Below are 17,785 nucleotides of genomic sequence, written 5' to 3'. Positions count from 1 at the left end.
TGGGAGGAAGACATGACCGGCAAATCCGAACACGCGGCATCGGCACCGGGGCGTGCGGTGGTGCGCGGCATCGTCGCGCTCGAAGAGGAGCCGCACGATCGTGAGCCCGTCACCGTTCTGGGCTCCAACGGGCCGGACGCCATCGAGACCGGTGGTGGACCGCAGCGCATTCTGGGGTTCAACGGCGCGGATGTGATCCACGCCGGCGGCGGCCCGGACGAGGTCGAGGGCGGCAACGGTCCGGACGCGCTCTACGGGCAGGGCGGCCCCGACACGCTGCGCGGCGGCAACGGCGAGGATATCCTGGAAGGCGGCCCCGGCCCCGACCTGCTCGACGGCGGCAACGGCAACGATAGTCTGGCGGGCGGCCTTGCGGCGGACACGCTTACCGGGGGGCGGGGCGAAGACATCTTCGTGTTCCGCGCCGCCAACGAGGCTCCGGCCCATGGCAGCGGCGAGGATGACGGACATGAGGAGGGCGGCGGCGGAGACGATCACTCCGGCGGGGGGCAGGAAACGATCACCGACTTCAAGCCCGGCACTGATCTCGTGGACTTCAGCGAGATCGGCAGCGTCGTAGGCTTCGCGTCTGGCCCGACAGCCTACAGCGCCTGGGCCGAACAGCAGGGCGGCGATACGATGCTCTATGTCGATGCCGACGGTGCACTCGCGGGGGACCACCCGGCCGAGATGAGCATCCTGCTGCTGAATGTCGATGCGACCGCGCTTTCGGACGGAGATTTCCTCTTTTGAGCAAGCGCTTGCCGGACGACTTGATGCAAGACAAGGCGAAAGTCCCGGAACCGGGCAGAATAGCCCTATCGAGGCGCGGAAGGACCGCCCGCGGGATGGCCTGAGCGCTTCGCGCGCGTTCGAATGTTCAGCTTCGGCGCGCTCCGGCCCTTGGCTCATATCTGGGAGGCAAACCCATGGCTGAAATGCGAAACCTGCCGAGACCCCTGCACGGCGCGACCGATCGTCCGAGCGGCTGTTCCCTTCTCGCGGCGGTGGTGTCTCCGCGATCGCCAAGCACTTACCTCGTGGTCGCTTTGCGCCCGCCCCGTCGCGCTCGCAAGGGTCCACGGTCGGGGGACCGCCATTTGCGGCTCGCCGATACGCCAGAGCCGCCGCCGGTGGAAACTCCGCCGGAGCCCGAGGAAACCCCCACGCCTCCGAACGAGGCACCGCAGCGCCCGGAAGAGGCGCCGCCGGCTGCGCCCAGCGAGACGCCGGAGATGCCGGTGGAATTTCCGGTCGATCTGCCGCCGGAGATCAGATTCTCCCGCCACCCATTGCGAATGGCTTGCAAACGCGCGAATCGCACCGGGACCAAGGCCTTCTATGGAGCATGGTGACGGCAAAGGCGCTCAATATCGCCGCTCTGATGGAGGGCAACGCGCCGCGCGAGGGCGGCAGTTGCAAGGCCATCTGCCCCGCGGATTTAGGCGATTCCGGCATCGCCTTCGTCGCGCAGCCGCAGATCCCGCCGCACGGCGTGAACTGGGCCTTGCCGGGCAAATGCGTGCACTGCGCCAAGATCAGTTTCGAGAAGTGTTTTCTGGACAAGGTCCGGCTGGGAACGTCCGTGCCGTTCTAAGAGCAACTGATGAGGAGGGCGCTCGGGATCGACAAGGTGAGGGACACCCATACCGAGTGATCGGCAGCGCCGGGGCAGCGGCATTTTCGTGACGTGATGCCAAGGAGGGAAGGCAATGAAGGTCTCGTTTCATGGCGCGGCGCGGCAGGTCACCGGATCGTGCCATCTGGTCACGGCTGCCGGAAAGCGCATCCTCGTCGATTGCGGCATGTTCCAGGGCGCGCATGAGTTGCACGACGAGAACGCCGCCGACTTCGGCTTCGATCCGGCCACGATCGACGTACTGCTGCTGACCCACGCGCATCTCGATCATTGCGGGCGCATTCCGCTGCTGGTGAAACGGGGTTTCGACGGGCCGATCATCGCCACCGGCGCGACCCGCGATCTGGCCCGGCTGGTGATGATGGACTCGGCCCATCTGCATGAGGAGGAAGCGCGCCGCCACCGGCGGCATGGTGGGCAACACGAGGCGCTCTACGATCGTCTCGATGCGCTCGACGCGGTGGCGCTGTTCGGCCGCACCGCGCAATACGGCAAGCCGCTCGATCTCTTTCCGGGGATCACCGCGACCTTCTTCGAGGCCGGGCATATCCTTGGCTCGGCATCGATCCTGCTGGAGCTTTCCGCGGCGGACCGTCATCGTCGTCTGCTGTTCTCCGGCGACATCGGTCCGGGGGGACGGGCCCTTCTGAACGATCCCGCGCCGCCCACCGGCGTGGATGCCGTGGTGATGGAGACAACCTATGGCGACCGCGATCACCGGCCGCTCGACGCCTCGGTAGCTGAGTTCTACGATGCGATCCGCGACGCCGGTGCCCGCGGCGGCAACGTGATCATTCCGACCTTCGCGCTCGAGCGGGCGCAGGAGTTGCTGTGGTACCTGCGCGCCGGCCTCGATCAGGGACGGGTCGCGCCCGGGCTGAGCCTCTATCTCGACTCGCCGATGGCGATTTCCGCCACGCGGATCTTCGGGCGCCACCCCGAGGCCATGGGCCTTGCGCCGGCCCGGATGATCCATGCCGGGCGCGACCCCTTCTGGCTGCCCGGCCTCGAATTCACCCAGGAGGCGCGCGACTCGATGGAGCTGAACACCGTCCGCTCGGGCGCGGTGATCATGGCCGGATCGGGCATGTGCACCGGCGGACGCGTGCGCCATCACCTGCGCCACAATCTCGCGCATTCCGCGGCCAGCATCATCTTCGTCGGCTTTGCCGCCGAGGGGACGTTGGCCCGCATCATCATCGACGGCGCGAAATCGGTGAAGCTCTTTGGCCACGAGGTGCCGGTGCGGGCGCGCATCCACACGATCAACGGTTTCTCGGCCCATGCCGGGCGCGCCCAGCTGAAAGCCTGGCACGACAGTCTCGGGTCTCCGGCGCACACCTTCCTTGTGCATGGCGAAGCCAAAACGATGGAGACCTTCGCGCGGGACCTGAAGGGGGTGGTTCATCGCCCGAGGATGGCGGCGGAATATGAGATCTAGGCCGTCGCGCCCGGGGTGGATCACGAGAAGGGATCCTGGGGTCGCCGCACAGATCGGAACGCCATGCGCGAGGCCGCCGAAGGCGCCGCATCGCGGGCCGGAAGCATCGGTGCTCCCATGTCCGAGAGGCGGCAGAGCGATGCTCGGCGCCTGCTCGCAGGCCGGGTCAGGCAGGACGGATCATGCGGCCTTCCACTTGATCGAGCAGCCCATCGACGGGACCTGCTCCTGCGGGCCGGTGCCTGTCTCGGCGACCTGCTTCATCGCCTCGAAGAGGTCGCGGCGGGTGCCCTCGGGCGCGGCCTCCCTGCGCGAGGCGTCGAGCCGACCGCGGTACTGCAGGCCGAGACCCGCATCAAAGCCGAAAAAATCCGGCGTGCAGGCGGCATCATAGGCGCGGGCAACCTCCTGGCTTGCGTCGTGGAGATAGGGGAAGGGGAAGTCCTTCTCCCGCGCCATTCTCTGCATGTTCTCGAAACTGTCGGTGGGATAGGCGGCAGCGTCATTGGCGCTGATCGCCACCACGCCGATGCCAAGCGTCTGAAGGTCGCAGGCGTCGCGCAGGATCCGGTCGAGCACCGCCAGCACATAGGGACAATGGTTGCAGATGAACATGACCAGCGTGCCCTTGGGGCCGCGCAGCTCCTCGAGGCTGTAGGTGCGGCCATCGGTGCCGGGCAGGGTGAAGCCGGGCGCGGGCCAGCCGAAATCGCAGACGGGGGGAGAGACGGCCATGGCAGCGGCTCCTTGGGTCTAGGGCGGGTCTAGGGCGGGATCTGGTCGGAGACCCGTCCGGGTCAGGCGGCATCGCGCGTGCCGCGCGCGGCGGCGCGGATTGCCCGGATATTCTGCCCGTAAGGTGCCGGATCGTCCACCGTGCCGCCCCGGAACACCGCCGAGCCGGCCACCAGCACGTCGGCGCCGGCCTCGACCACCAGCGGGGCGGTCGAGGGATCGACGCCGCCGTCGATCTCGATGTGGATTTCGCGGTCGCCGATCATCTCGCGCAGCCTGCGCACCTGCGCCACCTGGCTGTGGATGAACTTCTGCCCGCCGAAGCCGGGGTTGACGGTCATCAGGCAGACCAGGTCGCACATGTCTAGCAGCGGCGCGGCGGCCTCCACCGTCGTGCCGGGGTTGAGCGCGAGGCCGGCCTTGGCACCGCAAGCCCGGATCGCCTGCAGGGTGCGGTGGGTGTGCGCGCCCGCCTCGAGGTGGGCGGTGATGATGTCGGCACCGGCGTCCGCGAAGGCCTCGATGTAGGGATCGACCGGGGCGATCATCAGGTGCACGTCCATGACGGTCGAGATATGCGGGCGGATCGCCTTCACCAGCGGCGGGCCGAAGGTGAGGTTGGGCACGAAATGCCCGTCCATCACGTCGACGTGAATCCAGTCGGCCCCCTGCGCCTCGACGGCGCGGATCTCGGCGCCGAAGTTGGCGAAATCGGCGGAGAGGATCGAGGGCGCGATCTTCACGGTGCGGTCGAAGGGCATGGTCGGGCTCCTTGTGAGGGTGGAGGAGGGGGCGCTGCCCCCGTCCGCGTGCCGCGGACTCCGCCGAGATATTTAGGTCTAGACAAAGCTCATTCGGCGGCCGGTTGCAGGCGCCGGTCGGTGCCGAGCCCGCCGTGGAAGACACGCGAGGCGCGGAGGTCGGACTCGGTGATGGTTGAAAGTTCCTCGGCGCCAAGCGGGCCTCTTGCCTCGTTGAAGAGGCGGTTGGCCTGACGCAGACGGGCGCGGTCGAGCGCATTGCGGATCGACCGCGCATTGGCGAAATGCGGCTGCCTGCGGCGGGCCGCGATGTAGGCAGCCATCGTGGCACGGGCGCCCTCGTCGAAGGCGTAGTTCTGCGCGCCGAGCATGATCTGCGAGATTTGCAGCAGCTCGTCGTCGCTGTAGTCGGGGAACTCGATGTGATGGGCGATGCGCGAGCGGAAGCCGGGGTTGCTTTCGAAGAAGCGGTCCATGCGATCGGCGTAGCCCGCGAGGATCACCACCAGGTCGTCGCGGTTGTTCTCCATCACCTGCAGCAGGATCTCGATCGCCTCCTGGCCGTAGTCGCGCTCGTTCTCGGGGCGGTAGAGGTAGTAGGCCTCGTCGATGAAGAGCACGCCGCCCATGGCCTTTTTCAGCACCTCCTTGGTCTTGGGGGCGGTGTGGCCGATGTATTGGCCCACGAGATCGTCGCGGGTGACGGTGACAAGGTGGCCCTTGCGCACGTAGCCGAGGCGGTGCAGCAGGTCGGCCATCTTCAGCGCGACGGTGGTCTTGCCGGTGCCGGGGTTGCCGGTGAAGGACATGTGCAGGGTCGGCGTTTCGGTGGCGAGCCCCATCTGCCGGCGCGCCTTGTCCACCAGCAACAGCGCGGCGGTTTCGCGGATGCGCGCCTTGACCGGGGCGAGGCCGATCATCGTGGCGTCGAGCTCGGCCAGAACCTCGCGCACGCCGCTCTCTTCGAAGGCGGCGGCAAGGTCGACGGTCGCGGGACGCTGGGAGCGCTCGGGGCGCGGAAGTTCGGTCTCTGTCTGCGGGGTCTCGGTCATTTCGGCCTCCGAACTCGGGGGGACAGCGGAAGGGTGGGGCGCCCTGACTGGGCCTTGATGGCGCTGGAGCAGGGCGCCCCCATGGCCCGCGCCCGTGGAGGAACGGACGCGGAACGGGCTCAGGCGTAGCGTCTGCCTTCGGGCTCGCGCATGGCGTAGCTCTCGATCGTGTAGCGCACGATGCGGCCCTCGCCCTCCTGCCGCACGACGCGGAAGCCGGGTTCCTCGGCGGGGCGGCCGGCAATGAAGCTCATGCGGATCGACTCCCAGCCGGCGGAGCTGTCGAAGGCGATGACGCGGATGTATTTCCCGCCGTGCGCCTTGCGGCACTCGTTGACTTCGAAGACCACCGCCGCGGCGTCGCGATTGTCGAACATCGGGTGGCCCCACATTTCCCAGTAGGTGTTCCTCGGGTGCGGGTCGTCGGTGTATTCGACCGACACGGCCCAGCCCTTGTCGATGGCGTATTGGGCCTGCGCGTGGATGTCGTCATCAGTCAGGTCGGGCAGGAAGCTGAACTGTCCTTGTCTCAGGCGCATCGGGGATCTCCTTTGGCGGTCTGGCTCTGCCGGGTCGGCAGCGTGGCGGGATGGGGGGCCGAGGGCGCGTGCGCCAGCGGCAGGGGCGGCGTGGCGCCCGGGGCGAGGGGCAGGCGGCTCATGCCGAGACCTCGGGGGTCGGCGCGAAGTCGGGCGCGTCGGTGGAGGCGTAGTTGAAGCTGACGTCCTTCCAGGTATCGAGCGCCTGCTTGAGCGGGGTGCAGGTGCGCGCCGCGTCGCGCAGGATGTCCGGCCCCTCGTTCCAGATGTCGCGTCCGGCGTTGCGGGCGAAGACCATCGCCTCGAGCGCGACGCGGTTGGCTGTGGCCCCGGCCTCGATCCCGTGCGGGTGGCCGATGGTGCCGCCGCCGAACTGCAGCACCACGTCCTCGCCGAGATAGGTCAGAAGCTGGTGCATCTGCCCGGCGTGGATGCCGCCCGAGGCGACCGGCATCATCTTGTTGAGCGAGGCCCAGTCCTGGTCGAAGAAGATGCCGTTCTCGAGCGCCATCGGGTTCTTTTCCTCGCGGAAGATGTCGTAGAAGCCCTTGGTGGTGGCCGGATCGCCCTCGAGCTTGCCGACGACGGTGCCCGCGTGCAGGTGATCGACCCCGGCGAGGCGCATCCACTTGGCGATGACGCGGAACGACACGCCGTGGCTGCGCTGGCGGGTGTAGGTGGAATGCCCGGCGCGGTGCAGGTGCAGGATCATGTCGTTGTCGCGCGCCCATTTCGCCATGGACTGGATCGCGGTGTAGCCGATCACCAGATCGATCATGATGATCACCGAGCCCAGCGACTTTGCGAACTCGGCGCGAGCGTACATCTCCTCCATCGTGCCGGCGGTGACGTTGAGATAGGTGCCTTTCACCTCACCGGTGGCGGCCGAGGCGCGGGTCACCGCCTCCATGCAGTAGAGGAAGCGGTCGCGCCAATGCATGAAGGGCTGGGAGTTGATGTTCTCATCGTCCTTGGTGAAGTCGAGCCCGCCCTTCAGCGCCTCGTAGACCACGCGGCCGTAGTTGCGGCCCGAAAGGCCGAGCTTGGGTTTCACCGTGGCGCCGAGCAGCGGGCGGCCATAGGCGTTGAGCCGCTCGCGTTCGACCACGATGCCAGTGGCCGGACCCTGGAAGGTCTTCACGTAGGCGACCGGCAGGCGCATGTCCTCGAGCCGCAGAGCCTTGAGCGGCTTGAAGCCGAAGACGTTGCCGATGATCGAGGCCGTGAGATTGGCGATGCTGCCTGGCTCGAAGAGATCGAGGTCATAGGCGATATAGGCAAAGAACTCGCCCTCGGAATTGGGCACCGGATCGACACGGTAGGCCTTGGCGCGGTACTTCTCGCAGGCGGTGAGCCGGTCGGTCCAGACCACGGTCCAGGTGGCGGTGGAGCTTTCCCCGGCGACGGCGGCGGCGGCTTCGACCGGGTCCACGCCGTCCTGCGGCGTGATCCGGAAGAGCGCGATGATGTCGGTGTCGGCGGGAGTGTAGTCCGGCTCCCAGTAGCCCATCTGGGCGTATTTCATCACGCCGGCGGCGTAGCGCTTCTTGGCGTCGGTGACTGTGGACATGTCGTTCATGGGGTGGTCCTCCTCCTAAGGATGTCTCAGGCCGCGCGGTCGGCGGCGATGCGGGGGGCGAGCGCGCCGCTGGCGTAGCGGCGGGCCATGTCGTCGAGGCTGATCGGGGTGATCTTTCCGGCCTGCCCGGCGCTGCCGAAGCGCTCGAAACGGTCGGCGCAGAGCGCTTCCAGTTCCTTCATCGCGGGGATCATGAACTTGCGCGGGTCGAACTCCTCGGGCGTGGCCGTCGCCACTTTGCGGAACTGGCCGGTCATCGCCATGCGGCAGTCGGTGTCGATATTCACTTTGCGCACGCCCATGCGGATGCCGCGCTCGATCTCCTCCACCGGCACGCCATAGGTCTGCGGCATATGTCCGCCGCTTGCGTTGATCAGATCCTGCAGATGCTGCGGCACCGAGCTCGAGCCATGCATGACCAGATGCGTGTCGGGCAGCTTTTCGTGGATCGCGGCGATGGTCTGCATCGACAAGATGTCGCCGTCGGGCGCGCGGGTGAACTTATAGGCGCCATGGCTGGTGCCGCAGGCGATGGCGAGCGCATCGCATTGCGTGGCGAGCACGAAGTCCACCGCCTGATCGGGATCGGTCAGAAGCTGCGACTGGTCGAGCTTGCCTTCCGCGCCCGAGCCGTCCTCGGCCGCCGCCTCGCCGGTTTCCAGCGAGCCCAGAACGCCCAGCTCTCCCTCGACGCTGGCGCCGACGGCATGGGCGGCGCGGGTGACCCGCGCGGTGATCTCGACGTTGTAGTCGTAAGACGCGGGGGTCTTCATGTCTTCTTCAAGCGATCCGTCCATCATCACCGAGGTGAACCCGTGGCGGATCGCCGAGAGGCAGGTGGCGTCGTTGTTGCCGTGGTCCTGATGCAGCACGATCGGATTGCGCGGGTACATTTCCGCCAGCGCCTCGACCATGTGGCGCAGCATGATGTCACCGGCGTAGCTGCGCGCGCCGCGGCTGGCCTGCAGGATCACCGGGGCATCGCAGGCCTCGGCCGCGCGCAGGATCGCCAGACCCTGCTCCATGTTGTTGATGTTGAAGGCGGGCACGCCGTAGCCCTGTTCGGCGGCGTGGTCGAGAAGCTGTCTCAAGGTGATGAGTGCCATTGGGTCTCCTCCCTTCGGCGGTCAGGCGTCTTGCAGCGAGGCGGGGGCCTCGGCGCCGATGAGCTTGCCCATTGCCACGGCGGTGTCGGCCATGCGGTTGGAAAAGCCCCATTCGTTGTCGTACCAGGACAGGATCCGCACCATTCGCCCGGCCATGACCTTGGTCTGGTCCATGTGGAACACCGAGCTGTGCGGGTCGTGGTTGAAATCGGTCGAGACATTGGGCTGGTCGGTGTAGCCCAGCACGCCCTTGAGCGGCCCGTCGGCGGCGGCGCGGATCGCGGCGTTGACCTCGTCGACCGTGGTGTCGCGGGCCGCCTCGAACACCAGATCGACCACCGACACGTTCGGCGTGGGCACGCGGATCGCCACGCCGTCGAGCTTGCCGTTCAGCTCGGGCAGCACGAGGCCCACGGCCTTGGCGGCGCCGGTGCTGGTGGGGATCATCGACTGCGCGGCGGCGCGGGCGCGGTAGAGGTCCTTATGCATCGTGTCCAGCGTCGGCTGATCGCCGGTGTAGCTGTGGATCGTGGTCATAAAGCCCTTTTCGATGCCGATGGCATCGTTCAGCGCCTTGGCCACGGGCGAGAGGCAGTTGGTGGTGCAGGAGGCATTCGAGACGACCACATGCTCGGGGTGCAACTCGCGGTGGTTCACGCCGAAGACCACGGTCTTGTCGACTCCCGAGGCGGGGGCCGAGACCAGCACGCGCTTTGATCCGTTCTGCAGATGCAGCGCCGCCTTGTCGCGGTCGGTGAAGATGCCGGTACATTCGAGCGCCACATCGACGCCCTCCCATGGCAGCTCCGCAGGGTTGCGCAGGGCGGTCACTTCGATCGGCCCGCGGCCAAGGTCGATGGTGCTGCCGCGCACCGTCACCTCGCCGGGAAAGCGCCCGTGCACGCTGTCGAAGCGCAGCAGATGGGCGTTGGTCTCCACCGGGCCGAGATCGTTGATCGCGACCACCTCGATGTCGGTGCGGCCCGACTCCGCGATGGCGCGGAGCACATTTCTCCCGATACGGCCGAAGCCGTTTATGGCAACCCTGACTGTCATCCCTGATCCTTTTCCTGATTTACTGCAGGTTCTTGGCGAGGCGGGCGACCGCCTCTGCGGTGATGGCGAAATGGCGGTAGAGATCCGGCGCGGGGGCCGAGGCGCCAAAGCCGGTCATGCCGACAAAGCCGTCCTCGGGGCGCAGCATGAGACACCAGCCCTGTCGGACCGCGGCCTCGATGCCGATGCGCGGGGCCTCGCCGAGGATTTCGGCGCGGTACTCGGGCGGCTGCTGCTCGAAAAGCTCGAAGCAGGGGGCCGAGACCACTGCGGCGCTGATGCCCTCCACGGCCAGCAGTTCGGCGGCGGCGAGCGCCAGTTCGACCTCGGAGCCGGTGGCGATCAGCGTCACGTCGCGCATCGCCGGGCCCTTCAGCACATAGGCGCCGCGGGCGGTGAGGCTCGTCTCCACATGGCGGCTGCGCACGGTGGGCAGCCCCTGCCGCGACAGGCACAGGACCGAGGGGGTGCTGTCCTGTTCCATCGCCAGCGCCCAGGCCTCGGCGGTCTCCACCGCATCGGCGGGACGGAAGACCAGCATGTTCGGCATGGCACGCAGGCTGGCGATGGTCTCGACCGGCTGGTGGGTCGGGCCGTCCTCGCCGAGGCCGATGCTGTCGTGGGTCATCACGTAGGCGACGGGCACACCCATCAGGGCCGAGAGACGCATCGCCGGGCGGCAGTAGTCGGCGAAGGCGAGGAAGGTACCGCCGTAGGGCTTGAGGCCGCCGTGCAGGGCAATCCCGTTCATCGCCGCGGCCATGCCATGCTCGCGGATGCCGTAGTAGATGTAATCGCCCGAATAATCGGCGGCACTCACCGGGCGCATGCCCTTGGTGCGGGTGTTGTTCGAGCCGGTGAGATCGGCGGAGCCGCCGACGGTGTTAGGCAGCGTTGCGTTGACCACCTCCAGCGCCATCTCGCTGGCCTTGCGGGTCGCCACCTTGGGCGCCTCCCGCGAGAGCCGGTGCTTGTAGGCGCAGATGGCGGCGTCGAGCGCGTTGCGGTCGACGGGGGCAAAGGCGGCGCGGAAGGCTTCGGCCCGCGGGTCATCCCCGAGCCGGCGGGTCCAGCCCTGCCGCGCCTCGCCACCGCGCGCGGCCACGGCGCGCCATGCGGCCTGAACCTCGGGCGGGATCTCGAAGGCCGGGAGCGACCAGTCGAGCGCCTCGCGGGCGGCGGCGATTTCCTCGGCGCCCAGCGGGGCGCCATGAACGTCATGCGAGCCCTGCTTGTTCGGCGCGCCATAGCCGATCACCGTTTTGCAGGCGATCATCGAGGGGCGGTCGTCGGCGCGGGCCATCTCGATGGCGGCGGCGATGGCCTCCTTGTCGTGGCCATCCACCGCCTGCACATGCCAGCCCGCGGCGCGGAAGCGCGCCTGCTGGTCGGTCGAGGTCGAAAGCTCGGTGCCGCCGTCGATGGTGATGCCGTTGTCGTCCCAGAAGAGGATCAGCCGCGACAGGCTCAGGTGGCCGGCGAGGTCGATGGCCTCGTGGCTGATGCCCTCCATCAGGCAGCCGTCGCCGGCGATGACATAGGTGTAATGATCCACCAGCGCATCGCCGAAACGGGCGTTGAGCATGCGCTCGGCCAGCGCCATGCCGACGGTGGTCGAGATGCCCTGTCCGAGCGGGCCGGTGGTGGTCTCGATGCCCTTGGCGTGGCCGTACTCGGGGTGGCCGGCGGTGCGCGATCCGAGCTGGCGGAAGCGCTTGATCTCTTCGATCGGCATGTCGTCGTAGCCGAGCAGGTGGTGGATCGCGTAGACCAGCATCGAGCCGTGCCCGGCGCTCATCACGAAGCGGTCGCGGTCGGGCCAGCGGTCGTTCTTCGGATCGAGCGTGATGAAGCGGTTGAAGAGCACCGTCGCGACGTCGGCCATGCCCATGGGCGCGCCGGGGTGGCCCGAGTTCGCCTGCTGCACCGCGTCCATGGTCAGCGCGCGGATGGCATTGGCCATGAGGTCTTCGGTGGCGGTGACCTTGGTCTGAACGTTCATGTCGTCTCCTCCAATCAGGCGCGCTTGCTCTCGGTCACGAGGCGCTGGACCATGGGCGTGAAGATGAGCTGCATCGCCAGATCCATCTTGCCGCCGGGGATCACGATGGAATTGGCGCGGCTCATCCAGCTGTTCTGGATCATCGAGGTGAGATAGGGGAAATCGATGCCCCGGGGGTTGCGGAAGCGGATCACCACGAGGCTCTCGTCGGCGGTGGGGATCCAGCGCGCGATGAACGGGTCGGAGGTGTCGACCACCGGCACGCGCTGGAAGTTCACGTCAGTCTGGATGAACTGCGGGCAGATGCAGTGCACATAGGCGTGCATCCGGCGCAGGATGGTGTCTGTGACCGCCTCGGTGGTGTAGCCGCGGCTGGCCTTGTCGCGGTGGATCTTCTGGATCCATTCGAGGTTGATCACCGGCACCACGCCGATCTTGAGATCCGCCAGCGCCGCGAGGTTCACCTCGTCGTTGGCCACCGCACCATGCAGCCCCTCGTAGAACAGCAGGTCGCTGCCCTCGTCGAAGCTTTCCCAGTCGGTGAAATTGCCCGGGGCGGTGCCCCAGCGCGCGGCTTCGCCCTCGTCGTGCACGTAGTGACGGGTGCGCCCGGTGCCGGTCTCGCCGTAGGTCCGAAAGATCTCCTCGAGTTCGCCCAACTCGTTTGCGTCATAAGAGAAATGCGAGAAGGTCTCATCCCCGGCAGACTTGCGTGCCTCCAGTTCGGCCTTCATGTCGGCGCGGTTGTAGCGGTGGAAGGCGTCGCCCTCGATGCTGACGGCGGTGATCCCCTCGCGGCGGAAGATCTGGTCGAAGGTCGCCTTGACCGTGGTCGTGCCGGCGCCCGAAGAGCCGGTGACGGAGATGATGGGATGCTTCTTGCTCATGGGTCTTTTGGTTCCGTGAAACTCGGGGCAGGGCGTCGGGCGAATGGGTCAGGCGCGGAACAGGCCGCGGTTGCCGAAGAGGGCGGAGACCTCCTGATCGGGCAGATCGTGATAGGCGGCGACGTGATCCACCTTGCCCGCCGAGCCGAAGACGAAGGGCGTGCGGGCGTGCAGGCTCTCGGGGATCAGGTCGAGGATGCGGGTGGTGCCATCCGTGGCGCGGCCCTGCGCGGCCTCGATCAGCAGGGCGATCGGGGCGCATTCATAGACCATGCGCAACCGGCCGGCCTCGTAGCCGGGGCGGGCGTCGGACGGGTAGAGGAACAGCCCGCCACGCATCAGGATGCGGTGCGTCTCGGCCACCAGCGAGGCGATCCAGCGCATGTTGAAATTGCAGGCGCGCGGCCCCTCGGCCCCGGCGAGGCAATCGTCGATATAGGCGCGGATCGGCTTCGACCAGTGACGGTAGTTCGAGGCGTTGATGGCGAACTCGGTGCTGCCGCCGTCGACGCTGACGGCATCGCTCAGCAGGGTGAAGAGGCCGGTCTCGGGATCGAGGATGTGGTGCTGCAGCGCATCGCCGAAACTCAGCATCAGCATCACCTGCGGGCCGTAGATCACGTAGCCTGCAGCCAGTTGTTCGTGCCCGGGGCGGAGGAAGGTCTCCGCCCCGGTCTCGCGGGCGGCACGCAGGGAGAAGATCGTGCCGATGGAGACGTTGGTCTCGATGTTGGACGAGCCGTCGAGCGGGTCGATTGCCAGCGCCAGCGTGCCCTCCGGATCGAGGAGAACCGGCGCGTCGCGCTCCTCGGAGGCGTACCAGCGCACGCCGGTGCCGCGGATCGCCTCGGCAAAGGCTTCGTCCGCGAGCAGGTCGAGCGCCTTCTGCGCGTCGCCGTCGGCATTGTCGCCGACATGGGCGGCCATCTGGCCGTCGAGCGGGCCGCGGGCGATCCGGTGGGCGAGATCGCGGGCGACCTGGCCGATGGCCTCGAGGGCCGGGCGCAGGGCCGCCGGGATCGGGGCCTCCGCGGGGAAAGCGTGGGTGTCGGTCATCAAGGCCTCCTCCTCCTCGACGTGTGACGTGCCCTTGATCTTGCGGAAGCTTGCTTGTTAGAAAATTTAAAAATTCTGAGTTCAAATTAGAGAAAATCTAATGCGCCGACTTGCCTCGCTCACGCTGAAACAGCTCCGCGCTCTGGAAGCTGTTGAAAGAGCAGGGTCAATTTCACGGGCCGCGGAAGAGCTCGGGCTGACAGCCCCGGCGGTGCACAGCCAGTTGAGAGCGCTGGATAAGACCTTTGGCTGCGTCCTGTTGACGCGGGAAGGTATCGGCAAATTCAGCGCAACGCCGGAAGGGGCGGCCTTGTTGCAGGCCTGGGAGACGGCAGAGGCGGGGTTCCGCCGTGCCCTGCAGCGAATCGACGCGCTGCAGAAGGGCATGGCGGGCAGCGTGGTTCTGGGCGTGGTCTCGACCGGCAAGTACTTTGCCCCGGGCATCGTCGCGCGGCTGCGCAAGGCCTGCCCAGACATCGAGATCGTCCTCGAGGTCGGCAACCGCGACACGATCATCGCGGCGCTGCAGGATGGGGCGCTGGATCTCGCGATCATGGGGCGCCCGCCGCGCGAGCCGGCGGTCGAGGCGCTGTCGATTGGGGATCACCCGCACGTGCTGATCGCGCCGCCGGATCATCCGCTCGCCTGCGCCGCCGAGATCACCGCCGAGGACGTCCTGAAGGAGATGATCCTGATGCGCGAGCCGGGCTCCGGGACACGCATCCTCGCCACCCGTTTTCTCGACCGGATCGGCGAGGGCAAGCCCTATGCGCGGGCCGAGATGAATTCCAACGAGACGATCAAGCAGGCGGTGATCGCGGGGCTGGGGATCGCCATCATCTCCTACCATACGGTGGCCGAGGAGTTGCGCAGCGGGCGGCTGGTGACGCTTGATCTGCCCGGTCTGCCGATCATGCGGCACTGGTTCCTGCTGCACCGCGCCGACAGGCCGGTGACCGGGGCGGCGCGTACTGTCTGGGACTTCATCGCCGCCGAGCGCGCTGGCTTCCTGCCGAGCTGGCCGCCGGTGCGGACCCCGGGTGCCGGGTCGTGATGCTGCCGCCAAGTGATCGTCCGGCGGGCCGCGCTGGGGATGGGACGGGGCGCTGGACGCGATCTCGCTGGAAAGAGGGGCGGGTCAGGAGCGCCCGGTGAGCCCTTCGAGGGCTCCCGGCGGGTTGGGGCGTGTCACGTTCTCGGGGCGCCGTTTCTCGTAGAAGGCGTTGCCGCCCGTGGTCAGCACGTAGTGCATGTTGTTGTAGGAGGCGCGGTAGCTCGCCGCGTGGAAGAACTGCGCGTTGCCAACCAGCGGATGTCGCTCGCCCTGCAGTACCGACATTGCGGCCTCGCGCACGACCGGCATCGTCGGGCCACCCATGTCGCGCCGCATGATGCCGGGTGCAAACTGGTTCTTCTGTCCCACCACGGCGCAGACCGAGCCGGGGAATTCGCTCGAGGCCACGCGATTCATCACCACGCTGCCGACGGCAACCATCCCGTCGCGGCTGGACCGGAGAGACTCGAAGTACATCGCCCTTTCCATGCATTCGAGCTCGCCCGCGGCGTGACGACGATGGGAGCCGCCACAGCCCGCAAGCAGGGCAAGTGCCACTCCGGCAAGGACCACGGTGCTTTTCCTGCGTTCAACTCTCATGCATGCCTCTCGTCTCGTGCCGCCCCCCGTTGCCGGTCGCGGTCTGCGGCAGGACCATAGTCGCCATTGCCCTCCGCGCTCAATCTCGAAACGCTCTTGCTGCCGAGCCCCGAAGCAATCCGCCGCGGTGGCCTTCATCGATGACATGATGGTTGCCCAAAAGCAAAGCCGCGATCCGAGAGGTCCGTGAATGACACATTTTACAGAGTATCCGAAGTTTCGGCCTCTCGGGTCTGCTTTCGTGTCATCGGGCTCTTCTTGGGCGGCTTGGGCAAGCAGGAGCAGGGGCGCCAGCGCGAGGTCGCGCGGCGGGAGAGATGAGACGCGTCAAGGAAGTTGCGTCAGGCCGGTGTCACGAGCACCGATTGAAAGAGCAGTTCGGCCGGCTCCTGGGAGTCCATGAACGCCACGTCATAGGCATCTCGGCCAACCGCGATGATTGCCATCGAGTCCGCCTGCGCCATGCCGGTTGCGTCGACAAGGCACCATCTGCCGTCCAGCCAGACTTCCGTGACCGCGTGAAAGTCGGGCGGTACGACGTCGGGGCTGTAGACGGCCACCATGCGGGCCGGGATGCCCGCGGCACGGACGAGGGAACACATCAGATGCGCATAGTCTCGGCACACCCCCTGACGTCCGGCGAAGGTCTCCAGGACGTTGGTGTCCACATCGGAGCTGCCGGGCACATAGGTGAGGTTGGTTTCGATCCAGTCGCGCATCGCGAGAACCTTCTGCCCTCCGGGCAGGTGTCCGAAGCGCCGCTGCACGAAGGTGACGAACTTGTCCGACTGGCAATAGCGCGAGGGTCGCAGATAAGGCGCCACCTCCCCGGGGATCAGATGCAGCGGCACGGCGTCCATCGTCTCCAGCCGAGGCACGGCCCTGGTGATGTCGAGCCAAGCGCGATAGGTCAGGTTCACCTCGCAGTCGGGAACCTGTGCCCAGATCCGTTCTCCGACGCCCGAGTCCCCCGCAATGCGGGTCAGCGCCGCCGTGCCGAGATCGAGGCTCTCCTGGAGAACCTCCTGCCCCTCGAGCTTGGCCGCCTCCAGCGCGAAGAACACGGTATTCGGGCGCGGGAAACGGTAGTTCATCGCGAGTTCGATCATGATCCGCATATGGCCTGCTCCTGGGGGCGACGTGAGCTCGGGGTGTCCGTCCCCTGCCGCGACGTGCGCGGATGGAACGGGGTGTGACCCTCGACTGAAGCCGGACATTGCCCCGCCGTCTCAGAAGAGAGCCCCCTTGGACCTAGCCGGACCAAGTTCGGTGGCAATTCTCTATTTCTTGCTGGGCGGATCAGTCAGCAAGTTGATCAGCGTCGCGCCAATGATCCAGATCGCCAACATCAGAAACACCCCGGTTTCCGGCGCGTACATGCGGCCCACGATGCCGCCGAGCCCTGCGACCAAGCCCACGGCACCATTCACCGCTTGCAGCTCTCTTCGCTTGGATTTCAGGCGCATGTTCGGCTCTCCCTTTCTTAACGGCGTATCCAGCTTGCGCCGAACGCCTTTTCCCCGCCGTCCATGGGCACTCTTCTCTCAGGAGCCCTGCACGGTCAGCCGTCGATCCAGTGTTCGATGAGGCGATCCAGCGCCTCCCAATCCGTGTATTCCTTGCCGTTGTCCAAATCCGCGTCCGGGTCCTTGTCCGCGATGATCCGGCGCATGATGAAACGCCGAAACAGGTCATACTCGGCAGGCCGATAGGCACCCGCGATCTGTTCCGTGCGCCCGGGGGCCCAGCCGGTGGCTGCCTCGAGGTCTTCCAGAACGTGCTGGAGACCCCGCCAGTCCTCGGCCTCGTGGCCCGCGGCGGAAAGCGAAACCGAGAGGAACAGCGTGGGCATGTCGTTCAGGCCATCCGAATGACGCCCGGCGAAGTCCGACAGTGCCTTCTGGTAGTGTCCCGCATGGATCGAGGCCGCCAAAATGACGCGATCGAAGCGCTGAAGCGCGATGTGCTCTGCATCGTCCAGCGCGAGCAATTCGACAGCGCGACCACGATCCGCGACGAGGTCCGCGATCCTCCGGGCGATCTTCCGTGTCTGCCCCTCTCCAGTGGCATAGCCGACAAGGACTTTCATCGTGGCCTCCCATGGCAGCCTGTCCCTGCGTCAGTGCGATGGCGTCGTCTTCGGAGCGCGATGCAGGGCCGTAGGGACTTGAACCATGATGCCGGGGGAAATGCGTTGATGCGTATCAAACGGAATGTTTGTTATCCCGACTGACCGACGTATGCCCGCAAGGCAGCCCTGCCGCTCGAACGCTATGGG

Annotated in this window: 19 protein-coding genes; 4 read left to right on the top strand and 15 right to left on the bottom strand. The window is 67.0% G+C overall.

Annotation, left to right across the window (positions count from 1 at the left end; genetic code table 11):
• The first annotated feature begins 12 nt into the window (after window positions 1–12).
• The 3 genes from LC039_RS16250 to LC039_RS16240 all read left to right on the top strand — a co-directional run bounded on the left by LC039_RS16250 (window position 13) and on the right by LC039_RS16240 (window position 3,080).
• Entirely contained in the window at window positions 13–753 is a 741-nt protein-coding gene (locus tag LC039_RS16250; protein WP_226626358.1) for a calcium-binding protein, read from the top strand.
• A gap of 595 nt (window positions 754–1,348) precedes the next feature.
• Complete coding sequence (locus LC039_RS16245) at window positions 1,349–1,597, top strand: hypothetical protein (protein WP_226626356.1); 249 nt, start codon at window positions 1,349–1,351, stop codon at window positions 1,595–1,597.
• 115 nt (window positions 1,598–1,712) lie between these two features.
• Entirely contained in the window at window positions 1,713–3,080 is a 1,368-nt protein-coding gene (locus LC039_RS16240; protein ID WP_226626354.1) for an MBL fold metallo-hydrolase RNA specificity domain-containing protein, read from the top strand.
• Window positions 3,081–3,260: 180 nt separating this feature from the next.
• Here LC039_RS16240 and LC039_RS16235 read toward each other — a convergent pair whose 3' ends face one another.
• The 11 genes from LC039_RS16235 to LC039_RS16190 form a co-directional block, all read right to left on the bottom strand.
• Window positions 3,261–3,815 (bottom strand): thioredoxin family protein, encoded by a 555-nt coding sequence (locus LC039_RS16235; protein WP_226626352.1) that lies wholly within the window; start codon window positions 3,813–3,815, stop codon window positions 3,261–3,263.
• A gap of 62 nt (window positions 3,816–3,877) precedes the next feature.
• A complete protein-coding gene (gene rpe / locus LC039_RS16230; protein WP_226626350.1) occupies window positions 3,878–4,576 on the bottom strand; it encodes a ribulose-phosphate 3-epimerase in 699 nt (232 codons plus the stop codon).
• An 89-nt stretch (window positions 4,577–4,665) separates the two neighbouring features.
• On the bottom strand, window positions 4,666–5,628 hold the full coding sequence (gene cbbX, locus LC039_RS16225) for a CbbX protein (RefSeq protein ID WP_226626348.1): 963 nt from the start codon (window positions 5,626–5,628) through the stop codon (window positions 4,666–4,668).
• Window positions 5,629–5,747: 119 nt separating this feature from the next.
• Window positions 5,748–6,167 carry a ribulose bisphosphate carboxylase small subunit gene (locus LC039_RS16220; protein WP_226626347.1) on the bottom strand — a complete coding sequence of 140 codons (420 nt, stop codon included), beginning with the start codon at window positions 6,165–6,167 and terminating at the stop codon, window positions 5,748–5,750.
• Window positions 6,158–6,289, bottom strand: coding sequence for a hypothetical protein (locus LC039_RS26870; protein ID WP_264179574.1), 132 nt, complete (start codon window positions 6,287–6,289; stop codon window positions 6,158–6,160). Before LC039_RS26870 ends, LC039_RS16220 begins: the two co-directional genes overlap by 10 nt.
• The gene (locus LC039_RS16215) at window positions 6,286–7,746 is read right to left on the bottom strand and encodes a form I ribulose bisphosphate carboxylase large subunit (protein ID WP_226626345.1); all 1,461 of its coding nucleotides are present in this window, start codon (window positions 7,744–7,746) and stop codon (window positions 6,286–6,288) included. The genes LC039_RS26870 and LC039_RS16215 overlap by 4 nt, the downstream gene beginning before the upstream one ends.
• Before the next feature lie 26 nt (window positions 7,747–7,772).
• Entirely contained in the window at window positions 7,773–8,852 is a 1,080-nt protein-coding gene (fba, locus tag LC039_RS16210) for a class II fructose-bisphosphate aldolase (protein WP_226626343.1), read from the bottom strand.
• A 21-nt stretch (window positions 8,853–8,873) separates the two neighbouring features.
• Window positions 8,874–9,908, bottom strand: coding sequence for a type I glyceraldehyde-3-phosphate dehydrogenase (gene gap / locus LC039_RS16205; protein ID WP_226626342.1), 1,035 nt, complete (start codon window positions 9,906–9,908; stop codon window positions 8,874–8,876).
• Between the two features lie 19 nt (window positions 9,909–9,927).
• Window positions 9,928–11,910 (bottom strand): transketolase, encoded by a 1,983-nt coding sequence (gene tkt, locus LC039_RS16200; RefSeq protein WP_226626340.1) that lies wholly within the window; start codon window positions 11,908–11,910, stop codon window positions 9,928–9,930.
• 14 nt (window positions 11,911–11,924) lie between these two features.
• Complete coding sequence (locus LC039_RS16195) at window positions 11,925–12,797, bottom strand: phosphoribulokinase (protein WP_226626337.1); 873 nt, start codon at window positions 12,795–12,797, stop codon at window positions 11,925–11,927.
• Window positions 12,798–12,845: 48 nt separating this feature from the next.
• A complete protein-coding gene (locus tag LC039_RS16190) occupies window positions 12,846–13,853 on the bottom strand; it encodes a class 1 fructose-bisphosphatase (protein WP_226626334.1) in 1,008 nt (335 codons plus the stop codon).
• Between the two features lie 100 nt (window positions 13,854–13,953).
• On the opposite strand from LC039_RS16190, the gene cbbR reads away from it, so the two are divergent.
• Window positions 13,954–14,907: a LysR family regulator CbbR gene (gene cbbR / locus LC039_RS16185; protein ID WP_226626331.1), complete on the top strand. Its 954-nt coding sequence runs from the start codon at window positions 13,954–13,956 to the stop codon at window positions 14,905–14,907.
• Between the two features lie 84 nt (window positions 14,908–14,991).
• On the opposite strand, the gene LC039_RS16180 is transcribed toward cbbR, so the two are convergent.
• From LC039_RS16180 to LC039_RS16165, 4 genes are all read right to left on the bottom strand, one after another.
• Window positions 14,992–15,507, bottom strand: a complete 516-nt coding sequence (locus LC039_RS16180) for a cell wall hydrolase (RefSeq protein WP_226626328.1) — start codon at window positions 15,505–15,507, stop codon at window positions 14,992–14,994.
• Between the two features lie 341 nt (window positions 15,508–15,848).
• Window positions 15,849–16,625 (bottom strand): transglutaminase-like domain-containing protein, encoded by a 777-nt coding sequence (locus LC039_RS16175; protein ID WP_226626326.1) that lies wholly within the window; start codon window positions 16,623–16,625, stop codon window positions 15,849–15,851.
• A 162-nt stretch (window positions 16,626–16,787) separates the two neighbouring features.
• Window positions 16,788–16,973: a hypothetical protein gene (locus tag LC039_RS16170; protein WP_226626322.1), complete on the bottom strand. Its 186-nt coding sequence runs from the start codon at window positions 16,971–16,973 to the stop codon at window positions 16,788–16,790.
• A 95-nt stretch (window positions 16,974–17,068) separates the two neighbouring features.
• Entirely contained in the window at window positions 17,069–17,596 is a 528-nt protein-coding gene (locus LC039_RS16165; RefSeq protein ID WP_226626318.1) for a flavodoxin domain-containing protein, read from the bottom strand.
• Between the last annotated feature and the right edge of the window lie 189 nt (window positions 17,597–17,785).

The organism is Alloyangia pacifica (assembly GCF_020524285.1).
Lineage (GTDB): Bacteria > Pseudomonadota > Alphaproteobacteria > Rhodobacterales > Rhodobacteraceae > Salipiger > Salipiger pacificus_B.
This window is presented reverse-complemented; position numbering and strand designations above follow the sequence as displayed.

What these genes read in the sequence shown, in the direction of transcription:
- LC039_RS16250 (WP_226626358.1), top strand. Translation starts at nt 13, where the DNA reads ATGACCGGCAAATCCGAACACGCGGCATCGGCACCGGGGCGTGCGGTG.
- LC039_RS16245 (WP_226626356.1), top strand. Translation starts at nt 1,349, where the DNA reads ATGGTGACGGCAAAGGCGCTCAATATCGCCGCTCTGATGGAGGGCAAC.
- gap (WP_226626342.1), bottom strand. Translation starts at nt 9,908, where the DNA reads ATGACAGTCAGGGTTGCCATAAACGGCTTCGGCCGTATCGGGAGAAAT.
- LC039_RS16195 (WP_226626337.1), bottom strand. Translation starts at nt 12,797, where the DNA reads ATGAGCAAGAAGCATCCCATCATCTCCGTCACCGGCTCTTCGGGCGCC.
- LC039_RS16170 (WP_226626322.1), bottom strand. Translation starts at nt 16,973, where the DNA reads ATGCGCCTGAAATCCAAGCGAAGAGAGCTGCAAGCGGTGAATGGTGCC.
- fba (WP_226626343.1), bottom strand. Translation starts at nt 8,852, where the DNA reads ATGGCACTCATCACCTTGAGACAGCTTCTCGACCACGCCGCCGAACAG.
- cbbR (WP_226626331.1), top strand. Translation starts at nt 13,954, where the DNA reads ATGCGCCGACTTGCCTCGCTCACGCTGAAACAGCTCCGCGCTCTGGAA.
- rpe (WP_226626350.1), bottom strand. Translation starts at nt 4,576, where the DNA reads ATGCCCTTCGACCGCACCGTGAAGATCGCGCCCTCGATCCTCTCCGCC.
- LC039_RS16235 (WP_226626352.1), bottom strand. Translation starts at nt 3,815, where the DNA reads ATGGCCGTCTCTCCCCCCGTCTGCGATTTCGGCTGGCCCGCGCCCGGC.
- LC039_RS16180 (WP_226626328.1), bottom strand. Translation starts at nt 15,507, where the DNA reads ATGAGAGTTGAACGCAGGAAAAGCACCGTGGTCCTTGCCGGAGTGGCA.
- LC039_RS16165 (WP_226626318.1), bottom strand. Translation starts at nt 17,596, where the DNA reads ATGAAAGTCCTTGTCGGCTATGCCACTGGAGAGGGGCAGACACGGAAG.
- LC039_RS26870 (WP_264179574.1), bottom strand. Translation starts at nt 6,289, where the DNA reads ATGAGCCGCCTGCCCCTCGCCCCGGGCGCCACGCCGCCCCTGCCGCTG.
- LC039_RS16215 (WP_226626345.1), bottom strand. Translation starts at nt 7,746, where the DNA reads ATGAACGACATGTCCACAGTCACCGACGCCAAGAAGCGCTACGCCGCC.
- cbbX (WP_226626348.1), bottom strand. Translation starts at nt 5,628, where the DNA reads ATGACCGAGACCCCGCAGACAGAGACCGAACTTCCGCGCCCCGAGCGC.
- LC039_RS16240 (WP_226626354.1), top strand. Translation starts at nt 1,713, where the DNA reads ATGAAGGTCTCGTTTCATGGCGCGGCGCGGCAGGTCACCGGATCGTGC.
- LC039_RS16190 (WP_226626334.1), bottom strand. Translation starts at nt 13,853, where the DNA reads ATGACCGACACCCACGCTTTCCCCGCGGAGGCCCCGATCCCGGCGGCC.
- tkt (WP_226626340.1), bottom strand. Translation starts at nt 11,910, where the DNA reads ATGAACGTTCAGACCAAGGTCACCGCCACCGAAGACCTCATGGCCAAT.
- LC039_RS16175 (WP_226626326.1), bottom strand. Translation starts at nt 16,625, where the DNA reads ATGCGGATCATGATCGAACTCGCGATGAACTACCGTTTCCCGCGCCCG.
- LC039_RS16220 (WP_226626347.1), bottom strand. Translation starts at nt 6,167, where the DNA reads ATGCGCCTGAGACAAGGACAGTTCAGCTTCCTGCCCGACCTGACTGAT.